Below are 21320 nucleotides of genomic sequence, written 5' to 3'. Positions count from 1 at the left end.
CCGCGACCAGGGTGGCAGTCTGGCTTCGGCGTCAGGCCTCGGCGACCTCGGCGGCGGCGAGCCACTCCTCCTCCAGCGCGGCGTGCTCGTCCTCGACCTCCTTCGCGCGCGCCGCCAGGTCGCCCAGCTCCGCCACGCGGTCGGGGTCGGCCGACGCCAGCGCGAGCTCGGCGTGCAGCTCCTCGATCCGGGCGGAGGCGCGGGCGAGCTGACGCTCGAGGCGGGCCAGCTCCTTCTTCGCGGCACGCTGCTCGGCGGGGCTGGGCCCGGCCGAGGGCGCCGACGCGGCGGCGGGCGCCTCGACGGGCCGGGGCGCGGTCGAGCCGGCGGTCTCGAGCTCGCGGCGCAGGCGCAGGTACTCGTCGATCCCGCCGGGCAGGTCGCGGACCTTGCCGTCCCCGAGCAGGGCGACCTGGTGGTCGGTGACCCGCTCGAGCAGGTACCGGTCGTGCGAGACGACGACGAGGGTGCCGGGCCAGCCGTCGAGCAGGTCCTCGACGGCGGCGAGGGTGTCGGTGTCGAGGTCGTTGGTGGGCTCGTCGAGCAGGAGGACGTTGGGCTCGGCGACGAGCAGGCGCAGCAGCTGCAGCCGGCGCCGCTCGCCGCCGGAGAGGTCGGCCACCGGGGTCCACGCCCGCTCGCGGGTGAAGCCGAGGCGCTCGACGAGCTGTCCGGCGGTCAGCTCCTTGCCGCCGACCTCTACCCGGCCGCGCACCTCCTCGACGGCCTCGACCACCCGCAGGTCGGCGACGGCGTCGAGCTCGCGGGTCTCCTGGGAGAGCTGGGAGACCTGGACGGTCTTGCCGCGCTTGACCCGCCCGGACGTGGGCTGCTGGGTGCCGGCGAGCAGGCGCAGCAGGGTGGACTTCCCGGCGCCGTTGACGCCGACGATGCCGACGCGCTCCCCCGGCGCCAGCCGCCAGGTGACGTGGTCGAGCACCACCCGCTCCGCGGCCAGATCGCCATGCTGGTCGCGCCCGGGGGCGACCAGGTTGTCATTGCGGTCGCGCCGGGGGGCGGGGCGCTCGCCGGGGCGCCACGGGTAGGTGACCGTGACGTCCTCGAGGTCCAGGACGTCCTTGCCCAGCCGGGCGGTGGCGAGCCGGGTGAGCTCGAGCGGGTCGCGCGGCGGCGGCTCGTCGGCGATGAGGGTCGCGGCGGCGTCGAGGCGGAACTTCGGCTTGGAGGTGCGGGCCGGGGCGCCGCGGCGCAGCCACGCCAGCTCCTTGCGCAGCAGGTTCTGCCGCTTCTCCTCCGCCTGGGCGGCGGTGCGGGCCCGCTCGGCGCGGGCGAGGACGTAGGCGGCGTACCCGCCGTCGTAGGTCTCCACGTGCCCGCCGACCGGCGCCCGGCCGGCGGCGCCGTCGTGCCCGGGCACGACCTCCCACACCCGGGTGCACACCGCGTCGAGGAACCAGCGGTCGTGGGTGACGACGACGAGCGCGCCCTCCCCGCGGCCGTAGCGGCCCTGCAGGTGCCGGGCGAGCCAGTCCACGCCCTCGACGTCGAGGTGGTTGGTGGGCTCGTCGAGGATGAGGACCTCGGCGGGCTGGGTGAGCACGCGGGCCAGCGCGACCCGGCGGCGCTGCCCGCCGGAGAGGGTGGCCACGTCGGCGTCGAGGCCGACGTCGGCGAGCAGGCCGGTGTGGATGTCGCGCACCGCCGGCTGGGAGGCCCACACGTGGTCGGGGACGCCGGGGTGGACGACGTCGCGCACGGCGGTGCCGGCGGGCAGGGCGTCGGACTGCTCGAGGGCGACCACCCGGGTGCCGCCGGCCCGGGTGACCCGGCCGGCGTCGGGCCGGCTGCGCCCGGCGAGCAGGCGCAGCAGGGTGGACTTGCCGGCGCCGTTGCGCCCGAGCACGCCCACGCGCATGCCGTCGTCGAGGCCGAGGGTGACGTCGGTGAGGATGGGTCGCGAGCCGAGGACGACGCCGGCGCCCTCGATGCCGAGCAGATGGGCCACTAGCGCCCACCGCCGGCGCGCTGGCTGAAGATCGTCACGGGTTCCAGTGTCGCAGCCGCGCCCGCCGGGTGCGGAATCGGCGGCCGCGGCGTGGACGCGCTCGCGCGGCCGGGCCGCCTAGCGCCGGGCGTGGACCCGCTCGAGCACCCGCGCGCCGGGCACCGGTCCGGTGACGGTGAGGATCTCGGCGGCCACCTCGGCCGCCCGCATGACCCCCGCGACGCTGGCGGCATGCGGGGCGTCCAGCGCCAGCGCGGCGACGGTGGGCCCGGAGCCGGAGACGACGGCGGCCAGCGCGCCCGCCCGGTCGGCGGCGGCGAGGACGTCGCCGAGCTCGGGGCGCAGCTCCAGCGCGGGCTCCTGCAGGTCGTTGGTCAGGTGCCGGGCGAGCACGAGCGGGTCGGCGGACAGCAGCGCCGACAACAGCGCGGGGTCCACGCGGGGCGCCTCCGCGCCGCCAGCCGAGCCCGCGCCAGCCGAGCCCGCGTCGTCCGCCGCTGCGACGCCGCCGGCACGAGCGGCGCCGTCGGCCGAGAGGCCGTGCATCGCGTCGAACGCGCGGAAGACCGCCGGGGTGGACAGCCCCTCGCCCTGCACCGCCAGCACCCAGTGGTAGGTGCCGCGGCTCATCACCGGCGTGAGCAGGTCGCCGCGGCCGGTGCCCATGGCGGACAGGCCGGTGAGCGCGAACGGCACGTCGGCGCCGAGCTCGGCGGCCAGCTCGGCCAGCTCCTCCCGGCCCAGCCCGGTGCCCCACAGCTGGTCGCAGGCCAGCAGGGTGGCGGCGGCGTCCGCCGAGCCGCCGGCCATGCCGCCGGCCACGGGGACCTCCTTGGTCAGCGTCAGCGCCACGCCCCGGTCCACGCCGCTGGTCTCGCGCAGCAGCTGGGCGGCGCGCACGGCGAGGTTGCTCGCGTCGGTGGGAAGGTCGGCGCCGCGCCCGCGGATGGTGAGGGTGACGCCGTCGGCGGCCTCGGCCACGACGTCCTCGTAGAGGGAGACGGCCTGGAAGAGGGTCGCCAGCGGGTGGTAGCCGTCCGGGCGCGGCGGGCCCACGTGCAGCGCGAGGTTGATTTTCCCCGGCGCGCGGACCTGGACCTTGGGCGTCACCGGCTCAGCGTGCCAGAGGGGACGGCAGGTGCGCCCGCCGGGCGGTGCTCGGCGATGCGGGCGAAGTCGGCGACGGCGAGCCGCTCGCCCCGCACGGTGGGGTCCACGCCGGCCGCCACCAGCGCCGCCTCGGCCGCGGCGGCCGAGCCGGCCCAGCCGGCCAGCGCCGCCCGCAGGGTCTTGCGGCGCTGGGCGAAGGCGGCGTCGACGACGGCGAAGACCGCCTCGCGGGTGGCCGTCGTGCCCGGGGGCTCGCGGCGGGTGAGGCGCACGAGCGCGGAGTCGACGTTGGGCACCGGCCAGAACACCGAGCGGGACACCGTGCCGGCGCGGGCGGCCTCGGCGTACCAGGCGGCCTTGACCGACGGCACGCCGTAGGTGCGCGAGCCGGGCGGGGCGGCGATGCGGTCGGCCACCTCGGCCTGCACCATCACCAGCACGGCCTCCAGGCTGGGCAGGCGCTCGAGGAGGGTGAGGAGCACGGGGACGGCCACGTTGTAGGGCAGGTTCGCGACGAGCCGGGTGGGCACCACCGGGGCGCCGGCCAGGGCTGGCGGGGCGGGAAGGACGTCCGGCCCGGTCACGGTCAGGGCGTCGGCGGGCAGCACGGCCAGCCGGTCGGCGGCCGCGGGCATCCGCGCCGCGACGGTGGCGGGCAGCGCCCGGGCCAGCGGCGGGTCGATCTCGACGGCGACGACGCTCGCCCCCGCCTCGAGCAGGGCGAGCGTGAGCGAGCCCAGGCCCGGGCCGACCTCGAGGACGGCGTCGCCCGGCTCGACCCCGGCGGTGCGCACGATGCGGCGGACGGTGCCGGCGTCGTGGACGAAGTTCTGCCCGAGGGTCTTGGTGGGCCGCACGCCGAGCGCGTCGGCGAGGCGGCGCACGTCCGCCGCCCCGAGCAGGCCGGTGGCGGGCGGGGCGGCGTCTGCAGTCACGGCGTCGAGCCTAACGGCGCGCGCGGGGCCTCACGACGAGGCCCCGCGCGCGGGTGGTGCTGGCCGGGCTCAGCGGAGGCCGAGCTTGGCGGCGCAGGCCGGCCACTGGCCCCAGCCGGAGCGGGCCTGCAGGGCCTGGGCGCGCTGGGTCTGCTCGCCGGGCGCGGCCTGCGAGGGCAGGCCCGCACCGCCCATGGCCTGCCAGGTCTGCACGGAGAACTGGTACAGGCCGTGGTAGAGGCCGTTGGCGCTCACGGCCCGCGGGTTGCCGCCGGACTCGCACTGGGCCAGGCGGGCCCACACGTCGCCGGACGCCAGCGCGGGGGCCGGGGCGGCCGGGGCGGCGCCGCCGGTGGCGGCGGGCGCCGGGCGGGCCGTGGTGCCCACGGCGACGACACGGTCGACGGGCGCGCGGGTGATCTCGTCGCCGGTCTGCTCGGAGCGGACCTCCGTGCCGTCCTCAATCACGGTCGCGAAGGTGAGGGTGCGCTCGCCGGGAAGGCCCTCCTGGACGACCTTGCTCTGGCCCTTGTACAGCGAGGCGTCCTCGCGCTGGACCGTGGCGAAGTCCACCGGCTGGGTCTCCTGGCGCTCGGTGCGCTCGACCCGGGTGACCACGACCTGCGCGGTGCCGTCGGCGCCCGGGCGGATCTCGACCCGGTCGGGGTTCTCGGTGGTCACGCCGGCGGCCTTGAGCGCGTCGGTGACGTAGGCGGTGCCCTCGAGCTGCACGCGGTTGGTGTTGCCGTCGGCGACGACGTCGACCGGGCCGTCGACCACGAGGGGCATGTCGAGCGGCTGGCGCCCGTCCTCGAGGGACCGGGAGGCGGCGACGAAGACGTCGCGGCCGGAGTCGGCCAGGCTGGCGACGACCTCGCCGCTGGTCAGGGCGGTGGTCCAGACCTTCTGCTCCTGGCCGCCGACGGTCACGGCGACCTCGCGGCCGGTGCGCACGACGACGTCGGTCCCGTCCTTCAGGGCGGTGTCGCCGCCGGGGGCGAGGAGGTCGTGGTCGCCGACGGTGATGCCCTGCTCGGCGAGCAGGCCGTCGACCGAGCCGGCGAAGGTGGACAGGGTGTGGCGCTGGCCGTTGATCTCCAGCTCGACGCTCTTGTGCGCCTGGGCGGTGGCCGCACCACCGAGGACGAGCACCGGGACGATGCCCAGCGCGAGCCAGCGGAGGCGGAACTTCTTGCGGGTGGGGTCGGACGTCGGAGCGGCGCCCACGGCGGGGAGGGAGGAGGTGCTGTGGTTCGCGGTCACGAGGTTCCTTTGACGCGGGACCCGGGCACAGAGCGCCGTCGCGACGGGGAGGACCCGCCGCCCGCGGAGCGGCACGACGGCCGGTCTGATCCGGCTGACGGTTGTGGACGCGCAACGCCCACCGGTCCGGGGTGGACCGATTCGAAAACCGTAATCGAATCGTGACCTGCCGTCCAGGCGTGTCGAGTGGCCGCCAATCGACTCAACACCACTGCCGGACCGGTCGGCACGACCCCCTGCGACGTGCCGACCGGTCCGGGGATCCGCACGAGCGCGCCAGAAACGCGCCGTCGTCGTGCGGGCGGGGCCCCGCGGGGGCCCCGAGACCGTCAGTCTTCAAAGTTCGGCGTGGCGGACCGGCGTGTCGCTCGCCAGACGGGGCCACTGCCCCCGGGCGCCACCGGCACGGCGAGACGCGTCACGTCCGCGCCAGCGACGGTTCGGCGACGCCGGGTCGGCCCCGCGAGGGACGCTTCACGTCCGGGCGACTCGCCGTGGGACGCGTCACGTCCGGGCGGTGCGGCATCTCACCGGACGTGCCGCGTCGCGACCGGTCAGTACCAGTTGACGGCCTTGGAGTGGGACCACGCGCTGCACGGCGTCCCGTACCGGCCGGCGATGTAGTTGAGGCCCCAGGTGATCTGGGTGGCCGGGTTGGTGGCCCAGTCGGCGCCGGCGGAGGCCATCTTCGAGCCGGGCAGCGCCTGCGGGATGCCGTAGGCGCTGGAGGTGGGGTTGTCCGCGTAGACGTTCCAGTTCGACTCCTTGGTCCACAGGGAGTCGAGGCAGGAGAACTGGTCCGCGCCCCAGCCACGCGCCGCGGCGAGCTGGCGGCCGATGGCGCGCGCGTCGCCGGAGACGGCGAGCCCCGCGGCCGGCGCCGGGGCGGCCTTCTTGGTGCCCACGAGGACGACCTCGTCGACCTTGACGGTGGCGACGACCGAGGCGACGAGCTCGCGGGAGACCTCCTTGTCGCCGGCCTTCTTCACGACGTAGGTGTGGGTGGCCACGCCGTCGATGCCGGCGGTCTGGACCTTCCGCTCCCCCTCGGGCAGGGAGGCGTCCTGCTTCTCCACCGTGGCGAACTTGTCGAGCGTCTCCTCGGTCACGTGCTCGGCGACCACCCGGGTCACGGTGACCGTGCCGCCGTCGGGCACCTGCCCGGAGAGCGGGGCGGAGACGACGTCGTCGGCGCCGACCACGATCCCGGCCTCGGCGAAGGCCTGGCCCAGGGTGGTGGCCGCGGAGATGACCTCGTGATCCTCGCCGTCGACGGTCGCGGTGAAGGTGCGCGCGCCCTGGGCGGCGAGCGCGGCGCGGCCGTCCACCTGGGAGCGGGAGGCGACGTCGCCCGAGCGCATGGCGAGGGTGCCGGCGTCGGCGCTGATGTCCGCGGCGGGCAGGTCGGGGCCCTGGGTGAGGGCGAAGGCGCCGGTGCCCACGACCACCGCGCCGAGCACGCCGGCGCGCAGGGTGTGCACCGCCGGGGTCGGCAGCCCGAAGCTGGCGGAGCCCCGCTCGGCGCCCTGTGCGGCCTCGCGCAGCGCACGACGCGAACCGGGGGCGGGCGGGCCCGCCACGGGCGCCGGAGCGGTGTGGGGCGCGCCGTGTCGCCCAGCGGTGTGTCGTGCCACGAGAAGCAGTCCTGCCGATCGGAGGGTTCGATTCCGGGAGTGACCGTAACCGATTCGTAACCTCGCGCAAAACTGCCGCAACAGGTGTTGTGGATCACGCTGCACGCGCGGCACCGCAGGACGCACGGCCGCCCGCTGGTTTCGGGCCACGGCGGCCCGCCGGCGAGCTGCCGTTCCCGCCGTGTCCGGGCGGGAACCCGCGCAGCCAGAATGACGGCCCGGCTACAGCCGGAATGCCAGGGTGGTCGCAGCGGGAATGCCAGGGTGGTCGCAGCCACAGTGGCGGGTGGCCGCGGGGAAGCGCCCTACCAGGTGCCGTAGACGGCGTCCGTCGTCGCCGTCAGCGTGGTGCACGTCTCGGCCAGGCCCCGGCCCAGCTGCTCGGCGACCGCCTGCACGGTCAGCGGCAGCACGTAGGAGGCGTTGGGGCGGCCCCGGTGCGGCGCCGGGGTGAGGTAGGGCGCGTCGGTCTCGACGAGGACGAGCTCGGGCGGCAGCTCGCGCAGCGCGGCCCGCAGGTCGTGGTTGGCCTTGAAGGTCACCGGCCCGGCGAAGGAGGCGTACCAGCCGTGCTGGGCGCAGGTGCGCGCGAGCTCGGCGTCGCCGGAGAAGCAGTGGAAGACGGTGCGCTCGGGGGCGCCGTCGGCCAGGAGCGTGGCCACCACCTCGGCGTGGGCGTCGCGGTCGTGGATCTGCAGCGGCTTGCCCAGCTCCTTGGCGAGGGCGATGTGGTCCCGGAAGGCGCGCAGCTGGGAGGCCTTGCCCTCCTCGCCGGTGCGGAAGAAGTCCAGGCCGGTCTCGCCGATGACGACCACTCGCGGGTCGCGGGCCAGGTCGGCGACGTGCGCGACGGCCTCGTCCAGGCTGATGCGGTGGTGGGCGCGCACGTGCGGCTCGAGGCCGTCGGGGCCGACCTCGCGCACGCCGGCGTGCAGCGGCGCCTCGTTGGGGTGGATGGCCAGCCCGGCGGCCAGCTCGCGGTGGGCGTGGGCCAGCGCCAGCGTGCCGGCCAGGGACGGCACGTCGCACCCGACGGTGATCATCCGCTCCACGCCGACCGCCGCGGCGCGCGCCAGCTGCTCGGCGGTGCTCAGCGGCGCCTCGCCCGGCGGCAGGGCGACGTCGTCGTCGAGCAGCGGGGCGCCGTCCTCGCCGAGCAGCGGGAAGTGGGCGTGGTTGTCCACCACGGGCGCGGGCAGCGGCGCGGGCGCCTCGGGCCAGCCGCGGCGCTTGGTCTTCTTCGCCATCAGCCCTCGGCCCGCAGCCGGGCGAGCTCGCTGTCGACGACGTCCTCGTCGAGCTTGGTGAAGATCGGCGTCGGCTTGGCCACCGGCGCCCCGACCGTCACCGGCCGCGGCCCCCAGGCCGGCAGCGTGCCCTCGCCGCCGCGGCCGTAGTCGCCGGTGATGACCGGGTAGGGGGCGCCGCCGTCGAGGTCCTCGACCTCCTCGATGCGGGGCATGGGCGCGACGTCGCCGCTGCCGCCCAGGACCGCGTCGACGGCGTTGGCCGAGTGCGGCAGGAACGGGCTGAGCATGACGTTGAGGTCGGAGACGGCCTGGGCGAGGGTGTGCAGCACCGTGGCCAGGCGCGCGCGCTGCTCGGGGGCCTTGAGCTTGAACGGCTCGGTGCGGGTGACGTAGGTGTTGGCCTCCCCCACCAGGCGCATGGCCTCGGCCAGGGCGGCGCGCTGGTGGTGGCCCTCGATGAGCCCGCCCACCGTGGCGAAGCCGTCGCGGATCGTGCCCTGCAGCTCCACGTCGATCGGCTCGAGCTCGCCCGGGGCTGGGATCTCGCCGACGTTCTTCGCGATCATCGCCGCCGTGCGGTTGACGAGGTTGCCCCAGCCGGCGACGAGCTCGCCGTTGGTGCGCCGGACGAACTCCGCCCAGGTGAAGTCGGAGTCCTGGGTCTCCGGGCCGGCCGCGGAGATGAAGTAGCGCAGCGCGTCGGGCTGGTAGCGCGAGAGCACGTCGCGCACGTAGATGACCACCCCGCGGGAGGAGGAGAACTGCTTGCCCTCCATGGTGAGGAACTCCGAGGAGACCACCTCGGTGGGCAGGTTGAGCGTGCCGTACGTCCCCGGCGCCCCGCCCCGGGCCCCCTCGCCGTTGTAGCCGAGCAGCTCCGCGGGCCAGATTTGGGAGTGGAAGACGATGTTGTCCTTGCCCATGAAGTAGTAGGACAGCGCCTCGGGGTCGTTCCACCACTGCCGCCAGGCGTCGGGGTCGCCGGTGCGGCGGGCCCACTCGATGGAGGCGGAGAGGTAGCCGACGACGGCGTCGAACCAGACGTACAGCCGCTTGGTGGGCTGGTCCTCCCAGCCGGGCACCGGGATGCCCCAGTCGATGTCGCGGGTCATCGCCCGCGGCTTGATGTCCTCGAGCAGGTGCTGGCTGAACTTGATGACGTTGGGGCGCCAGGTGCCCGACGCGGCCCGCCCGTCCAGCCACTTGCCCAGGGCCTCGGCCAGCGCGGGCAGGTCGAGGAAGTAGTGGGTGGTCTCGACGAACTGGGGCACCTCGCCGTTGATCTTGCTGCGCGGGTCGATGAGGTCGACCGGGTCGAGCTGGTTGCCGCAGTTGTCGCACTGGTCGCCGCGGGCGTCGTGGTAGCCGCAGATCGGGCAGGTGCCCTCGATGTAGCGGTCCGGCAGGGTGCGGCCGGTGGAGGGGCTGATCGCGGAGAGCATCGTCTGCTCGACCATGTACCCGTTGTCGCGCACCGTGCGGAACATCTCCTGCACGACGGCGTAGTGGTTGCGGGTGGTGGTGCGGGTGAACAGGTCATAGCTCAGCCCCAGCGCCACCAGGTCCTCGACGATGAGCCGGTTGTTCTGGTCCGCGAACTCCTTGGCGGTGTAGCCCAGCGCGTCCGCCGCCACGAGGATCGGCGTGCCGTGCTCGTCGGTGCCCGAGACCATCAGGACGTCGTGGCCGGCCATGCGCATGTAGCGGCTGAAGACGTCGGAGGGCACACCGAAGCCGGCCACGTGGCCGATGTGACGCGGCCCGTTGGCATACGGCCACGCCACGGCGGAAAGGATGCGGGTCATGGCGCCAGCCTAGTTGCCGCGGCACCACGCGCCGCGTGCGGGCGGCCGGGCGGCGCCGGCCGAGCGGGCGTCGGCCGAGGTGGGCGCCTGCCGAGGTGAGCCGGTTCACCGGCAGGGGCCGGAATGCGCGGCGACGCCGGCCCGTTGTGCCCAGCGACCGGCCCGGTTCATGCCCCCGGGCCTCACCCAGAGCCGCTACGAGCGGCCGTCCGCCGCGAGGCGGCTGTCGGGCCGGTCACCAGCTTCGCCCGTCAGGACGGCGTCGTCCGGCTCCCCCGGCGCCACCTGTCGCTCCCCGACGTCACGTCATCCCTCCCCGGCCGGCTGCCGGATGCGCTCGACGACGGCGGTGGTGGAGTGCTCGGCGACGTAGTCGAGCATGCGGACCGCGCCGCCGTAGGCCCGCACCGGCCCGGTCTCGGCGAGCATCTCGGGGGTGTAGTCCCCGCCCTTGGCGTACACGTCGGGGCGGATGCGCTCGATGAGCGGGATCGGGGTGTCGGTGTCGAAGACGGTGACGTAGTCCACGCAGCCGAGCGCGGCGAGGACGGCCGCGCGGTCGGCCGCGGGGTTGATGGGCCGGCCGGGCCCCTTGAGCCGGCGCACCGACTCGTCGCCGTTGATGGCGACGACGAGGACGTCGCCGAGGTCCTTGGCCTGCTCGAGGCAGCGGGTGTGCCCGCGGTGGAGGACGTCGAAACAGCCGTTGGTGAGCACGACGCGGCGCCCGGCCGCGCGGTCGGCGGCGACGCGGGCGACCAGCTCGTCCTCGGCGAGGGTCTTCGCGCGGCGGGCGCCCAGCCGGGCGGCCAGCTCGTCGCTGGTGCACACCGTCGTGCCCGCCTGGCGGACGACGACGTCGGCCGCCGCCTGGGCGACGTCCGCGGCCGGGGCCAGGGGCAGCCCGGCGGCGAGGGCCACGGTGAGCCCGGCGACGAAGGTGTCCCCGGCGCCGGACGCCTGGGCCTCGGGCACCGGCTGGGCCACGGTCCGGCGGGGCGCGGCGTCGGGCGTGAGCACGACCGTGCCGTCGCGGTCGAGGGTGACCACAACAGCCTCGGCCCCGCTGGCGGCGAGGATCTCCGCGGCGCGGGCGACCACCTCGGCCACCCGGTCGACGCCCAGCGGGCCGCCGATCAGCGTCGCGAGCTCCTCGGCGTTCGGCGTGGCGACGGCCGGGTGCAGGGCGGCCCAGGGCCGCGGGTCGTGGGCGTCGACGACGGTCAGCGGCGGGCGGCGGGTCCGGGCGGTGAGCGCGGCACGGACGGGGTCGGCGAGGGCGCCGGCGCCGTAGTCGCACACCACCTCGGCGGCGACGTCGCGGGTGGCCGCGAGCGCCGCCCGGGCCAGCGCGTCGCGCACCGCCGGCGGGTACCCCGGGCCGGGGGCGTCGTCGACCCGCAGGAGCACCTGGTCGTCGGCGACGATCCGGGTCTTCGCCGTCGTCGCCACGCCGGCGGCGACGACCACCGCGGCGAGGTCGACCCCGACGGCGCGCAGCAGGCCGAGCAGCCGGCGGCCGGCCTCGTCGTCGCCGACGACGCCGGCGAGGCGCACCCGGGCGCCGAGGGCGGCGAGGTTCATCGCGGTGTTGGCCGCGCCGCCCGGGGCGTGGCGCCGTCCGGAGACCTGCACGACGGGGGCCGGCGCCTCCCGGGTGATGCGCCCGGCGTGGCCGGTCCACCACCCGTCGAGGATGAGGTCGCCGACGACCGCGACCCGCGGCGCGGCCCGGCGGAGCCGCTCGGCCAGACCGGCGGCGTCCTCGGGGCTGCGGAAGCTGCTCATCGGCCCTCCCGGCGCAGGAGTACGACGTCAGCAGGGAAACACGATCCCGCGGCGCCCGCCCGCCGGGAGGGAACCCGCCGAGAGAGAACCCGCCGAGAAAACCCGCCGGGACGGCGCCCGCCGGATGCGTCCGCCGCGCCCCCGTCATCACCGGTTGCCCGGCCCGCCGGGCCCAGCTAGGAAGGGCCGCACCGGTCCGTGCAGCGCCGCGGCTCCGACCGGCCGGCGGCATGCAGGGAGGAGCAGCGATGGTGGCCCCCACGACCGCGACCACGTCCCTCGCCATCGGCCCGCTCGCGCCGCGCTTCGAGGACGTCGAGCAGATCGCCGTCCTGCGCGGGGGTGGGCTGGGGGACCTGCTGTACGCGCTGCCGGCGGTCGAGGCGCTGGTCGTGGCCTACCCGGCGGCCCGGATCACGCTGCTCGGCACGCCGCTGCACTCGGACCTGCTCGCCGGCCGGCCCGGCCCGGTGGCGGAGGTGGTCGTGCTGCCGCTCGCCCGCGGGGTCCGCGAGGCCGCCGGGCACGAGGAGGACCGGCCCGGCACGGCCCGCTTCCTGGAGCGGCTGGCGGCGCGGCGGTTCGACCTCGCCGTGCAGGTGCATGGCGGCGGTCGGTTCTCCAACCCGTTCCTGCTCCGGCTGGGCGCCCGGCACACGGTGGGCACGCGCACCCCGGACGCCGCGGCCCTGGAACGGACGATCCCCTACCGGCTCTACCAGCACGAGGTGCTGCGCGCGCTGGAGGTGGTCGGGCTGGCCGGGGCGCCGCCGGTGGTGCTCGAGCCGCGCGTGGTGGTCACGCCGGCCGAGCGCGAGGGCGGCCGGGCGGTGCGGGCGCCGGAGGCCCGGGCGCTGCTCGCCGTCCACCCCGGCGCCACCGACGCCCGCCGCCGCTGGCCCGCGAACCGCTTCGCGGAGGTCGCCGCGGCGGCCGCCGGCGCCGGGGCGCAGGTGGTCGTGGTCGGGGCGTCCGGCGACACGGCCGCGGCGGAGGAGATCGTCGACCGGGCCCGGTCCGCGGTGCCGCCCGCCGCGAGGTCGCTGGTGACCTCCCGCGCCGGCCGGCTCACCCTGGCCGGCCTCACGGGCCTGCTCGCCGAGGCGGACGTCCTCCTCGGCAACGACAGCGGCCCCCGGCATCTGGCCCAGGCCGTGGGTTCCGCGACGGTCGCGGTGTACTGGTTCGGCAACGTCATCACCGCCGGGCCGCTGGGGCGTGCCCGTCACCGGGTGCACCTCAGCTGGGTGACGGCCTGCCCGGCGTGCGGGCGGGACGTCACCGCCGAGACGGCCGCGCGGTGCGAGCACGAGGACTCCCTCGTCGCCGACGTCCCGGTCGGCCCGGTCCGCGAAGACGTGCTCGACCTGCTCGCCCGGGCGGGCGGTGGCGCGGGCCCACGGTGAGCTGCGGACCTGCCCACCGGGGGCCCGCGCGCGGCTCAGCCCTGTGGCTCGGCGCCCGGCTCCGGCCGGCGGACGAAGCACGCCGCCACGACGACCAGCAGGGAGAGCACCGCCCCGCACAGGAACGCGGCCCGGACGCCGCCGGCGAGGGCGGCGGCGTCGCTCGCCGTCGTGCCCGCCAGCGCCGCCGCCCGGGTGGACATGACGACGACGAACAGGGCGATGCCGGCGGCCCCGGCGAGCTGCTGGGCGGTGCCGAGGATGGCGCTGCCGTGGGAGTACAGGGCCGGGCGCACCGAGCCCAGCGCCGTGGTGAACAGCGGGGTGAACAGCAGGGCCAGCCCGAGGCACAGACCCAGGTGCGCGGCGAGGACGGCGGCGACGGGGGTGTCCGTGCCCAGCCGGGTCAGCGACCACAGCACCGCGCTGACGACCAGCGCCCCGGGCACGACCAGCACGGTCGGGCCGCGCCGGTCGTAGGCCCGGCCGACCACCGGCCCCAAAAGGCCCATGAGCAGGCCGCCCGGCAGCAGGAGCAGGCCGGTGGTCAGCGGCTCCAGGCCGAGCACGTTCTGGGTGTAGATGGGCAGCAGGATGATCGTGCCGAACAGCGCCATCGTCAGCAGGGCCATGAGCCCGACGGACACGGCGAACTGCGGCGCGGCGAACGTGCGCAGGTCGAGCAGTGCGGCGTCCCGGCGCTGCAGGGCCAGCTGCCGCAGCACGAACGCGACCAGCGCCGCGGCGCCGCCTGCGAGCGGCACCCACGCGGCGGCGCCGGCGCCGCCTGTCCCGAAGGCGCTGAGCCCGTAGACCAGCCCGCCGAACGCGAGCGCGGAGAGCGCGACCGAGGCGACGTCGATCGTACCCGGGCGTGGGGTGGAGACGTTGCGCACCCGGGCCAGGCCCAGGGCCAGCGCGGCCAGCGCGATGGGCAGGACGAGCCAGAACATCGCGCGCCAGGGCAGCACGCTGAGGATGAGCCCGGAGATGGTCGGGCCCAGCGCGGGCGCCACGGACATGACGATGGAGATGTTGCCCATGGTCCGTCCGCGCAGGGCGGGCGGGACGAGGGTCATCACCGTGGTCATGAGCAGCGGCATCATGATCGCCGTGCCGCTGGCCTGCACCACCCGGCCCACGACGAGCGCGGCGAAGCCCGGGGCGAGCGCGCACAGCAGCGTGCCGAGGGAGAACAGGATCATCGCGGCGGCGAAGACCGGCCGCGTGGCCAGTCGCTGGAGCAGGTACCCGGTGACCGGGATGACCACCGCCATGGTGAGCATGAACGCCGTCGTCAGCCACTGCCCGGCGCTGGGCTCGATCCCCAGGTCCGCCATGATCCGCGGCAGCGCCACGCCCATGATCGTCTCGTTGAGGATGACGACGAACGCGGAGACGAGCAGCAGGGTGATGACGAGGCGGCTCTCGGGCGCGAGCCGCTCGGGCGGGGCGAGGATCGGGGCGGGCGTGGTGGTCTCGGTCATGCGGGGCCTCCGGCGTCGGGAATGGGTCCGTGCATGCGTCGAGCGGCGCGGGCCGATCTCGACACGGCACGCGGGCCGATCTGGGTGGGCCCCGTGGCGGCCCGGCACCGGGCCGGTCCGGGTGGGGACCGATGACGGCCCGGGATTCGGACCGGCCCCGATTGTGCGGCCTGGGAGTGCCTGCGGGGAAGCGATTTTCCGGGCATCGCCCGCCTGCGACAATGGCGGCAGATCTCGTCGCCGCCGGCGACCCCACCGAGGAGGAGTACGACGTGACCCAGCAAGCGGGAGAGCGCCGGCGGGCGCTCATCCTCGTCGACGTGCAGCCGACCTTCTGCGAGGGCGGGGCGCTGCCCTCCCCCGGCGCCAACGCCGTCTCCGAGCGGGTGGCGCGTTACGCGGCGGAGCGGCGCGCGGACTACGCCATGGTGGTCACCACCCAGGACTGGCACATCGACCCGGGCGAGCACTTCTCGGAGACCCCGGACTTCGTGGACACCTGGCCGCCGCACGGCGTGGCCGGCACCGCCGAGGCCGAGCTGCACCCCGCGCTGGCCGACCAGACGTTCGACGCCTCGGTGAAGAAGGGCATGTACGCCGCTGCCTACTCGGGGTTCGAGGGGGTCGACGCCGACGGGCGCACCCTCGCGCAGATCCTCCGCGAGGGCGACATCGCCGAGGTCGACGTCGTCGGGCTCGTGGAGTCCCACTGCGTCAAGGAGACGGCGCTGGACGCCAACAAGCTCGGCCTGGCCACCCGGGTGCTCACCGACCTGACCGTGCCGGTCAGCCCCGAGCTGGGCGCCAAGGCGCGCGAACAGCTGACGGCCGCGGGGGTGGAGCTGGCGGAGTCCGGCCTGTCCTGACCCCGCGCGGCCAGTCCGCCATCCTGGCCGCGGCCGGAATGGCAGGGCGGCCGCGGCCGGACTGGCGGGGTGGCTGCGGGGGTCAGCTCTTCCGGGCCAGGGCCGCCTGGTAGAGCTCGCGCTTGCCCAGGCCGGTCTGCGCCGCGACGGCGGCCGCGGCGTCCTTGAGCCGGGCGCCGCCGTCGGCGAGCGCGAGCACCTCCTCCACGTGGTCCTCCGCGCGCGCGGCCACCGGCGGGGCGCCGGCGACGACGACGGTGATCTCGCCCCGCACGCCGTCCTGCGCCCAGGCGACCAGCTCGGCGAGCGGGCCGCGGCGGACCTCCTCGTAGGTCTTGGTCAGCTCCCGGCACACCGCGGCCGCCCGGTCGGCGCCGAAGGCCTGCGCCATGTCGGCCAGCGTCCCGGCCAGCCGGTGCGGGGACTCGAAGAAGATCATCGTGCGCGGCTCCTGGGCCAGGCCGGCCAGCGCGCGGGCGCGGTCCCCGGCCCGGCGCGCCACGAAGCCCTCGAAGCAGAACCGGTCGGTGGCCAGGCCCGACAGCGCCAGCGCGGTGAGCACCGCGGACGGGCCCGGCGCCACGCTCACCCGCACGCCGGCGTCGGTGGCCGCCCGCACGAGGCGGTAGCCCGGGTCGGACACCGCCGGCATGCCGGCGTCGGAGACGACGAGGACGCGGGCGCCGTCCTGCGCCGCGCGCACGAGCTCGGGCGCCCGGTCGTGCTCGTTGTGCTCGTGGAAGCTCAGCAGCCGGCCGGTCACGTGCACCCCGAGCCGGCCGGCCAGCGCGCGCAGGCGGCGGGTGTCCTCCGCGGCGACGACGTCGGCCTCGGCCAGGGCGCGGCGCAGCCGCGGCGGCGCGTCGGCGGCGTCGCCGATCGGGGTGGCCGCGAGCAGGATGACGCCCGGCGTCATCGCCGCCGCCTCGCCGGTGCCCTCGTCCGGCTCGTCGGGCAGCGGGGGCCGGGGGGCGTCGTCGTGGGTCACCCCACCAGTCTCCCCCACGGCCCCGGCGTGGAGGCCGGCGCGAGGGCGCCGGACCTCAGAACACCGAGCCCGCCACCAGGTAGCCGTAGTAGCGGCCGTTGGTCGGGCGCAGCGGGTCGCCGGTGAAGCCGAAGCCCGGCTCGGTGCGGTTGTACGTCGCGCTCCGCTGCTCGACGGTGGCCCGCGGGTTGCCGGCCGGGCACCGCCCGGTGCTCAGGCACAGCGCGACGACGCCGGTCACCGCCGGACTGGCGAAGCTCGTGCCCGAGCCGGCGCGGTAGGTCCCGCCCGGCGCGGTGGAGGTGATGCACACCCCCGGCGCGGCGATCGTGTGCCCGGTGTTGGCCCCGGTCGCGTAGTTGGAGAAGGGCGCGGCGACGTCGTCCTTGGTCCCAGCCGGCAGCGGGGCGGACCCGCACGTCGTGGTCTTCGACAACCCGCCGGGACGGCCGTCCAGGTCGGCCATGGCGGTCACGGTGAGCACCTCGCGGTAGGCGGCGGGCATCGTCCCCGCGACGTCGCTCGTCGCGTTGCCGGCGGCGACGACGTAGGCCACCCCGGCCTTCACCGAGCCGCACACGGCGACGTGCACGGCGTCGCCGTCGGCGTTGCCGCACTGGCCGTCGTCGGCGCCGGGCCCGGCGATGGACATGTTCGCCACGGCGATGTCGTTGTTCGGGTCGGCGTCGGTGCGGGTGGAGGTCACCCAGTCGATGGCGCACACGAGGGCCGCGCGGCTGATCATGCCGGCCGAGTCCACGACCCGGGCGGACCACACCCGCGCCCCCGGGGCGGTGCCGACGACCCCGATGGCGTTGTCCTTGGCCGCGGCCACGCCGGCGACCATCGTGCCGTGCCCGATGGTGTCGCTGAGCGCGTTGCCGGGCACCTGGAGGGAGCCGCTGGAGCAGTCCACCCCGCCGCGCACGTCGAGGTCGGGGTGCCCCGCGTCCACGCCGGAGTCGATGACGGCGATGTTGATCCCGACGGCGCCGCTGCCGTTGCCGGCGCGCGTGCTCGAGCGGTCGGAGCCGATGCGCAGCACCTGGGTGGGCACGGTCTGCGCCGCGGGCACGGCGCGGGCCTCGGCGGGCAGGCGCCACGTGCGGTTCGGTGAGACGAACGCGACCGCCGGGTCCTGGCGCAGGCGGGCGGCCTCCGCGGCGGTCATGGTCGCGGCGTAGCCCTTGAGGGCGCTGCGGAACTCCTCCGCCGGCCGGACGCCGTACTGCCGGCTCTGCGCCTCGGCGAGCGCGGGCACGCTGTCGGCGTCGGCGTGGGAGAGGACGACGATGTACTCGCCCTCCGCGCTGGCGGCGCGGGCCGGCCCGGCGAGCAGGCCGGCGAGAGCGAGCGGCACCGCGAGGAGCAGGGCGGTCACGGTCCGGGTCCGGGGCGCACGACGGCGCCGTCTCGCTGCTGCCATGGCTCGGCCCCCTCCACGCGACGCTGCGACACCTCAGCGTCACCGGGCCGACGCGCAAGGGGCAAGCCGTCCGATGGAGGTTGCGGGCCCGGGCGGGCGTGGCCGCGGGGTCGGTGGGGGCGGCGCCCCTACCGACCCCGCCGCGAGGGTGACCTCCAGGGCGGCGCCGGCCTCTCGCGACGGTGCCGCCGAGGCGCTCCAGGCGCGCCGCCTAGACTGCCCCGCGTGACGCCCGAGCCCGGCACCGCGCCCGAACCGGACACCGTGCGCGACCCCGGCGCCGCGCAGGAGCCGGCAGCGGCGCGCCAGGGGGACGCCGACCGCGACCCCGGGGCCCGGCCCGGCGCCCGGACCGTCCTGCGCCGCAGCCTGCGCGAGAGCGCGGCGGCGCCCGAGCCCGGGGCGCCTGCGGCGGCTCCGGCCGCACCCGAACACCCCGCGGCGTCCACCGCCCCCGCCGCGCCCGAACACCCCGCGGCGTCCACCCCTCCCGCCGCGCCCGAACAGCCCGTGGTGTCCACGGTTCCCGCCGCGCCGGCCTCGGCCGTCGACCGCGAGAACGAGCTGCGGGGCCGGCTCGGCCTGCGCGCCCTCGGCGCTCGGCTCGACCCGACGGCGGCGCTGTGGGGCTGGCTCGGGCCGGTGCTCGTCACCGTGCTGGCGGGCGTGATGCGCCTGGTCGACCTCAACCACCCCAACCGACTCATCTTCGACGAGACCTACTACGTCAAGCAGGCCTACTCCCTGCTCGTCCTCGGCTACGAGGGTGAGTGGGCGGAGAACGCCAACCCCGGCTTCGCGCGCGGGGACTACTCCGGCCTGTCCACCCGCGCGGACTACGTCGTCCACCCCTCGGTGGGCAAGTGGATGATCGCCGCCGGCATCAAGCTCTTCGGCGCCGACAACGGCGCCGGCTGGCGGGTCGCCGCCGCCGTGGTCGGCACGCTGTCGGTGCTCCTCCTCGCCCGGATGGCGACCCGGCTCTTCGGCTCGGCCCTGCTCGGCACGACGGCGGGGCTGCTCCTCGCCGTCGACGGCCTGCACCTGACCGAGTCGCGCACCTCCCTCCTCGACATCTTCGTGATGGTCTGGGTGCTCGTCGGGCTGTGGTGCGTCCTGCGGGACCGCGACTGGTCCCGGGCCCGGCTGGCCGGGCGCCTGGCCGCGCAGCCGGCGGGGCCGCCCGGCGACGGGCTGGGGCCGCGCCTGGGGGTGCGCTGGTGGCTGGTCGGCGCCGGCGTCGCCCTGGGCCTGGCCTGCGGGGTGAAGTGGTCGGGCATCTACGCGGTGGCGGTCTTCGGCGTCATGGTCTTCGTGTGGGACACCTGCGCCCGCCGGGCGGTGGGCGTGCGGCCCTGGCTGGGCGCGGGCGTGCTGCGCGGCGGCGTGCCCGCCTTCGTCGCGCTCGTGCCGGTCGCGGCGCTGACCTACCTCGCCACGTGGTTCTCGTGGTTCACCCACCCCGACTCCTACCGCCGCCAGTGGGCCGCCGAGCTGCGCGCGAGCGGGGCGCCGGTCCCCCGGGGCTGGCTGCCCGACGCGCTGAACTCCTGGTGGGAGTACCACCTGGCGATGTGGCAGTTCCACAACAACCTCGAGTCCAAGCACGCCTACCAGTCCCAGCCGGCGGGCTGGCTGCTGCAGCTGCGGCCGACGTCGATGTACTGGCCCGACCCGGCGCCGCCGCCGGCGGCGTGCGGCGGCAAGCGGTGCGTGGAGGCGGTGCTCGCCCTGGGCAACCCGATCATCTGGTGGCTGGGCGCGGCGGCGCTGCTCGTGCTGATCTACCTCGCCGTGCGCGGCCGGGACTGGCGCGCCTGGCTCATCCTCGCCGGCTACGGCGCGATGTACGTGCCGTGGCTGGGCTACGCCCACCGCACGATCTTCACCTTCTACGCCGTGGCGTTCGTGCCCTACGTGGCGCTGTGCCTGACGTTCGTGCTCGGTTGGGCGATGGGCATCGTGCGCCTGCCGCGGGAGGTGCCGCTGCCCCGGCGCCGGGGCGCCGCCGTCGGGCCCGACGGTGCGGCCGCGCCCGAGGACGGCGAGCCCGCGGTCGCCTCGCCCCAGGGCGCCGGGGCGGGCGAACCGGACGCCCCCGAGGCGGGCGAACCGCACGCCCCCGAGGCGGGCGAACCGGACGCCCCCGAGGCGGGCGAACCGCACGCCCCCGAGGCGGGCGAACCGGACGCCCCCGAGGCGGGCGAGCCGGACGCCCCCCGGGCGCCCGAGCCCGGCGTCACCCCGGCGCCCTCGCGCCTCGCTCGGTTCGTCAGCGACGACGGCGCCCTCCGGCCCACCCCGCGCGCCTGGCTGCTGTGGGGCGTGGTCGTGGGGCTCGCCGTCGTCGCCGCGGTGTTCTTCTGGCCGATCTGGACCGGTCAGACGATCTCCTACGACGCCTGGCGGCTGCGCACGTGGCTGCCCAGCTGGATCTGACGCCGGCCCGTCGGGACCGCGATACTGAACCGCTGCCCGAGGCGGCGGACGACGACACAGAAGGAGCTTCGATGAGTGCCACCGTGCGCGGCGCGCGCGTCCTGGTCACCGGCGCCACCCGCGGGATGGGCCGGCTCTTCGCCGAGCGGGCCGCCGCGGCGGGCGCCGCCGCCGTCGTGCTGTGGGGCCGCGACGCCGCCGGCCTGGGCGAGGTGGCGACCGCGATCGCCCGGCCGGGGCTGCGGGTGCGCACCGACGTCGTCGACCTCGCCGACGCCGCCGCCCTCGACGCCGCCGCTCGCGCGGTGCTCGACGACCTCGGCACGGTGGACGTGCTCGTCAACAACGCCGGCGTGATCACCTCGAGCGGGTACTTCTGGGACCAGGCGCCCGCCGAGGCCGCGCACACCCTGCGGGTGAACACCGCCGCACCGATGCGGCTGGTCAGCCGCCTGCTGCCGGCGATGATCGCCGACGCCGGCCGGCCCAAGCGGATCCTCAACGTCGCCTCGGCCGCGGGGCTGGTGCCCAACCCCCGCATGAGCGTCTACGCCGCGAGCAAGGCGGCCCTGCTGACCTGGTCGGACACCGTGCGCCTGGAGCTCGAGCAGGCCGGCCACGCCCACGTGGCGGTGACGACGTTCAGCCCGTCCTACGTGGACACCGGGATGTTCGCCGGCATCCGGCCGATCCTGCTCACCCCGACGCTGAGCCCCGAGCGGGCGGTGGACCGGGCGTGGCGGGCGATGCTCGCCGGCCGCCCGCACGTCATCACCCCGGCCACCGTGCACGTGGCCCGCGCCGCCCGCGGGCTGCTGCCCCCGCGCGCGTGGGACCGTATGGCCCGCGCCTTCGGGGTGCACCGCTCGATGGAGGGTTTTACCGGCCACTGAGCCGGCAGGCGCGGGTCCGGCGAGCTCGCCGCCCGGACCGGGCGCCCCAGAGCGCCGTCGGGTC

15 protein-coding genes are annotated in these 21320 nt (G+C 76.5%); 4 read left to right on the top strand and 11 right to left on the bottom strand.

All coding sequences use genetic code 11. The features are described 5' to 3' along the window. Positions 1 to 31: 31 nt before the first annotated feature. From GD880_RS05935 to rfaE2, 8 genes are all read right to left on the bottom strand, one after another. On the bottom strand, positions 32 to 1966 hold the full coding sequence (locus GD880_RS05935; RefSeq protein WP_152230713.1) for an ABC-F family ATP-binding cassette domain-containing protein: 1935 nt from the start codon (positions 1964 to 1966) through the stop codon (positions 32 to 34). A gap of 117 nt (positions 1967 to 2083) precedes the next feature. Continuing rightward, on the bottom strand, positions 2084 to 3076 hold the full coding sequence (locus GD880_RS05930) for a 4-(cytidine 5'-diphospho)-2-C-methyl-D-erythritol kinase (RefSeq protein WP_152230712.1): 993 nt from the start codon (positions 3074 to 3076) through the stop codon (positions 2084 to 2086). Next, complete coding sequence (gene rsmA, locus GD880_RS05925) at positions 3073 to 4011, bottom strand: 16S rRNA (adenine(1518)-N(6)/adenine(1519)-N(6))-dimethyltransferase RsmA (protein WP_152230711.1); 939 nt, start codon at positions 4009 to 4011, stop codon at positions 3073 to 3075. Before rsmA ends, GD880_RS05930 begins: the two co-directional genes overlap by 4 nt. A 69-nt stretch (positions 4012 to 4080) precedes the next feature. Continuing rightward, positions 4081 to 5274, bottom strand: a complete 1194-nt coding sequence (locus tag GD880_RS05920) for a resuscitation-promoting factor (protein WP_152230710.1) — start codon at positions 5272 to 5274, stop codon at positions 4081 to 4083. 554 nt (positions 5275 to 5828) lie between these two features. Further along, positions 5829 to 6854 (bottom strand): aggregation-promoting factor C-terminal-like domain-containing protein, encoded by a 1026-nt coding sequence (locus tag GD880_RS05915; protein WP_193314383.1) that lies wholly within the window; start codon positions 6852 to 6854, stop codon positions 5829 to 5831. Between the two features lie 359 nt (positions 6855 to 7213). Then, positions 7214 to 8155, bottom strand: coding sequence for a TatD family hydrolase (locus GD880_RS05910; RefSeq protein WP_152230709.1), 942 nt, complete (start codon positions 8153 to 8155; stop codon positions 7214 to 7216). Then, positions 8155 to 9963, bottom strand: a complete 1809-nt coding sequence (metG, locus tag GD880_RS05905) for a methionine--tRNA ligase (RefSeq protein ID WP_152230708.1) — start codon at positions 9961 to 9963, stop codon at positions 8155 to 8157. The genes GD880_RS05910 and metG overlap by 1 nt, the downstream gene beginning before the upstream one ends. Positions 9964 to 10269: 306 nt before the next feature. Further along, positions 10270 to 11751: a D-glycero-beta-D-manno-heptose 1-phosphate adenylyltransferase gene (rfaE2, locus tag GD880_RS05900; protein ID WP_152230707.1), complete on the bottom strand. Its 1482-nt coding sequence runs from the start codon at positions 11749 to 11751 to the stop codon at positions 10270 to 10272. A gap of 248 nt (positions 11752 to 11999) precedes the next feature. Between rfaE2 and GD880_RS05895 the strand changes: the two genes are divergently transcribed. Continuing rightward, positions 12000 to 13157, top strand: a complete 1158-nt coding sequence (locus GD880_RS05895; protein WP_152230706.1) for a glycosyltransferase family 9 protein — start codon at positions 12000 to 12002, stop codon at positions 13155 to 13157. 35 nt (positions 13158 to 13192) lie between these two features. On the opposite strand, the gene GD880_RS05890 is transcribed toward GD880_RS05895, so the two are convergent. Further along, positions 13193 to 14644: a DHA2 family efflux MFS transporter permease subunit gene (locus GD880_RS05890; protein WP_152230705.1), complete on the bottom strand. Its 1452-nt coding sequence runs from the start codon at positions 14642 to 14644 to the stop codon at positions 13193 to 13195. A gap of 221 nt (positions 14645 to 14865) precedes the next feature. Between GD880_RS05890 and GD880_RS05885 the strand changes: the two genes are divergently transcribed. Next, positions 14866 to 15510 carry an isochorismatase family protein gene (locus tag GD880_RS05885; RefSeq protein ID WP_152230704.1) on the top strand — a complete coding sequence of 215 codons (645 nt, stop codon included), beginning with the start codon at positions 14866 to 14868 and terminating at the stop codon, positions 15508 to 15510. A gap of 82 nt (positions 15511 to 15592) precedes the next feature. Here GD880_RS05885 and rsmI read toward each other — a convergent pair whose 3' ends face one another. Together rsmI and GD880_RS05875 are read right to left on the bottom strand one after the other, a co-directional pair. Beyond that, positions 15593 to 16498: a 16S rRNA (cytidine(1402)-2'-O)-methyltransferase gene (gene rsmI / locus GD880_RS05880; RefSeq protein ID WP_452176734.1), complete on the bottom strand. Its 906-nt coding sequence runs from the start codon at positions 16496 to 16498 to the stop codon at positions 15593 to 15595. Positions 16499 to 16553: 55 nt separating this feature from the next. Further along, positions 16554 to 17879, bottom strand: coding sequence for a S8 family serine peptidase (locus tag GD880_RS05875; RefSeq protein ID WP_226909413.1), 1326 nt, complete (start codon positions 17877 to 17879; stop codon positions 16554 to 16556). Positions 17880 to 18149: 270 nt separating this feature from the next. On the opposite strand from GD880_RS05875, the gene GD880_RS05870 reads away from it, so the two are divergent. Next, the gene (locus GD880_RS05870; RefSeq protein WP_226909412.1) at positions 18150 to 20363 is read left to right on the top strand and encodes a phospholipid carrier-dependent glycosyltransferase; all 2214 of its coding nucleotides are present in this window, start codon (positions 18150 to 18152) and stop codon (positions 20361 to 20363) included. 71 nt (positions 20364 to 20434) lie between these two features. Continuing rightward, positions 20435 to 21256, top strand: coding sequence for an SDR family NAD(P)-dependent oxidoreductase (locus tag GD880_RS05865; RefSeq protein WP_152230702.1), 822 nt, complete (start codon positions 20435 to 20437; stop codon positions 21254 to 21256). The last annotated feature ends 64 nt before the right edge of the window (positions 21257 to 21320 follow it).

It is taken from the genome of Georgenia ruanii (assembly GCF_009193175.1).
GTDB classification, from domain to species: domain Bacteria; phylum Actinomycetota; class Actinomycetes; order Actinomycetales; family Actinomycetaceae; genus Georgenia; species Georgenia ruanii.
The sequence above is the reverse complement of the archived record's forward strand: the minus strand, read 5'-3'. Positions and strand labels throughout refer to the sequence as shown.

Bases quoted from the DNA above. Each gene is read 5' to 3' on its own strand.
- rfaE2 (WP_152230707.1), bottom strand. From the start codon at position 11,751: ATGAGCAGCTTCCGCAGCCCCGAGGACGCCGCCGGTCTGGCCGAGCGG.
- GD880_RS05910 (WP_152230709.1), bottom strand. From the start codon at position 8,155: ATGGCGAAGAAGACCAAGCGCCGCGGCTGGCCCGAGGCGCCCGCGCCG.
- metG (WP_152230708.1), bottom strand. From the start codon at position 9,963: ATGACCCGCATCCTTTCCGCCGTGGCGTGGCCGTATGCCAACGGGCCG.
- GD880_RS05895 (WP_152230706.1), top strand. From the start codon at position 12,000: ATGGTGGCCCCCACGACCGCGACCACGTCCCTCGCCATCGGCCCGCTC.
- GD880_RS05885 (WP_152230704.1), top strand. From the start codon at position 14,866: ATGGCGGCAGATCTCGTCGCCGCCGGCGACCCCACCGAGGAGGAGTAC.
- GD880_RS05890 (WP_152230705.1), bottom strand. From the start codon at position 14,644: ATGACCGAGACCACCACGCCCGCCCCGATCCTCGCCCCGCCCGAGCGG.
- GD880_RS05865 (WP_152230702.1), top strand. From the start codon at position 20,435: ATGAGTGCCACCGTGCGCGGCGCGCGCGTCCTGGTCACCGGCGCCACC.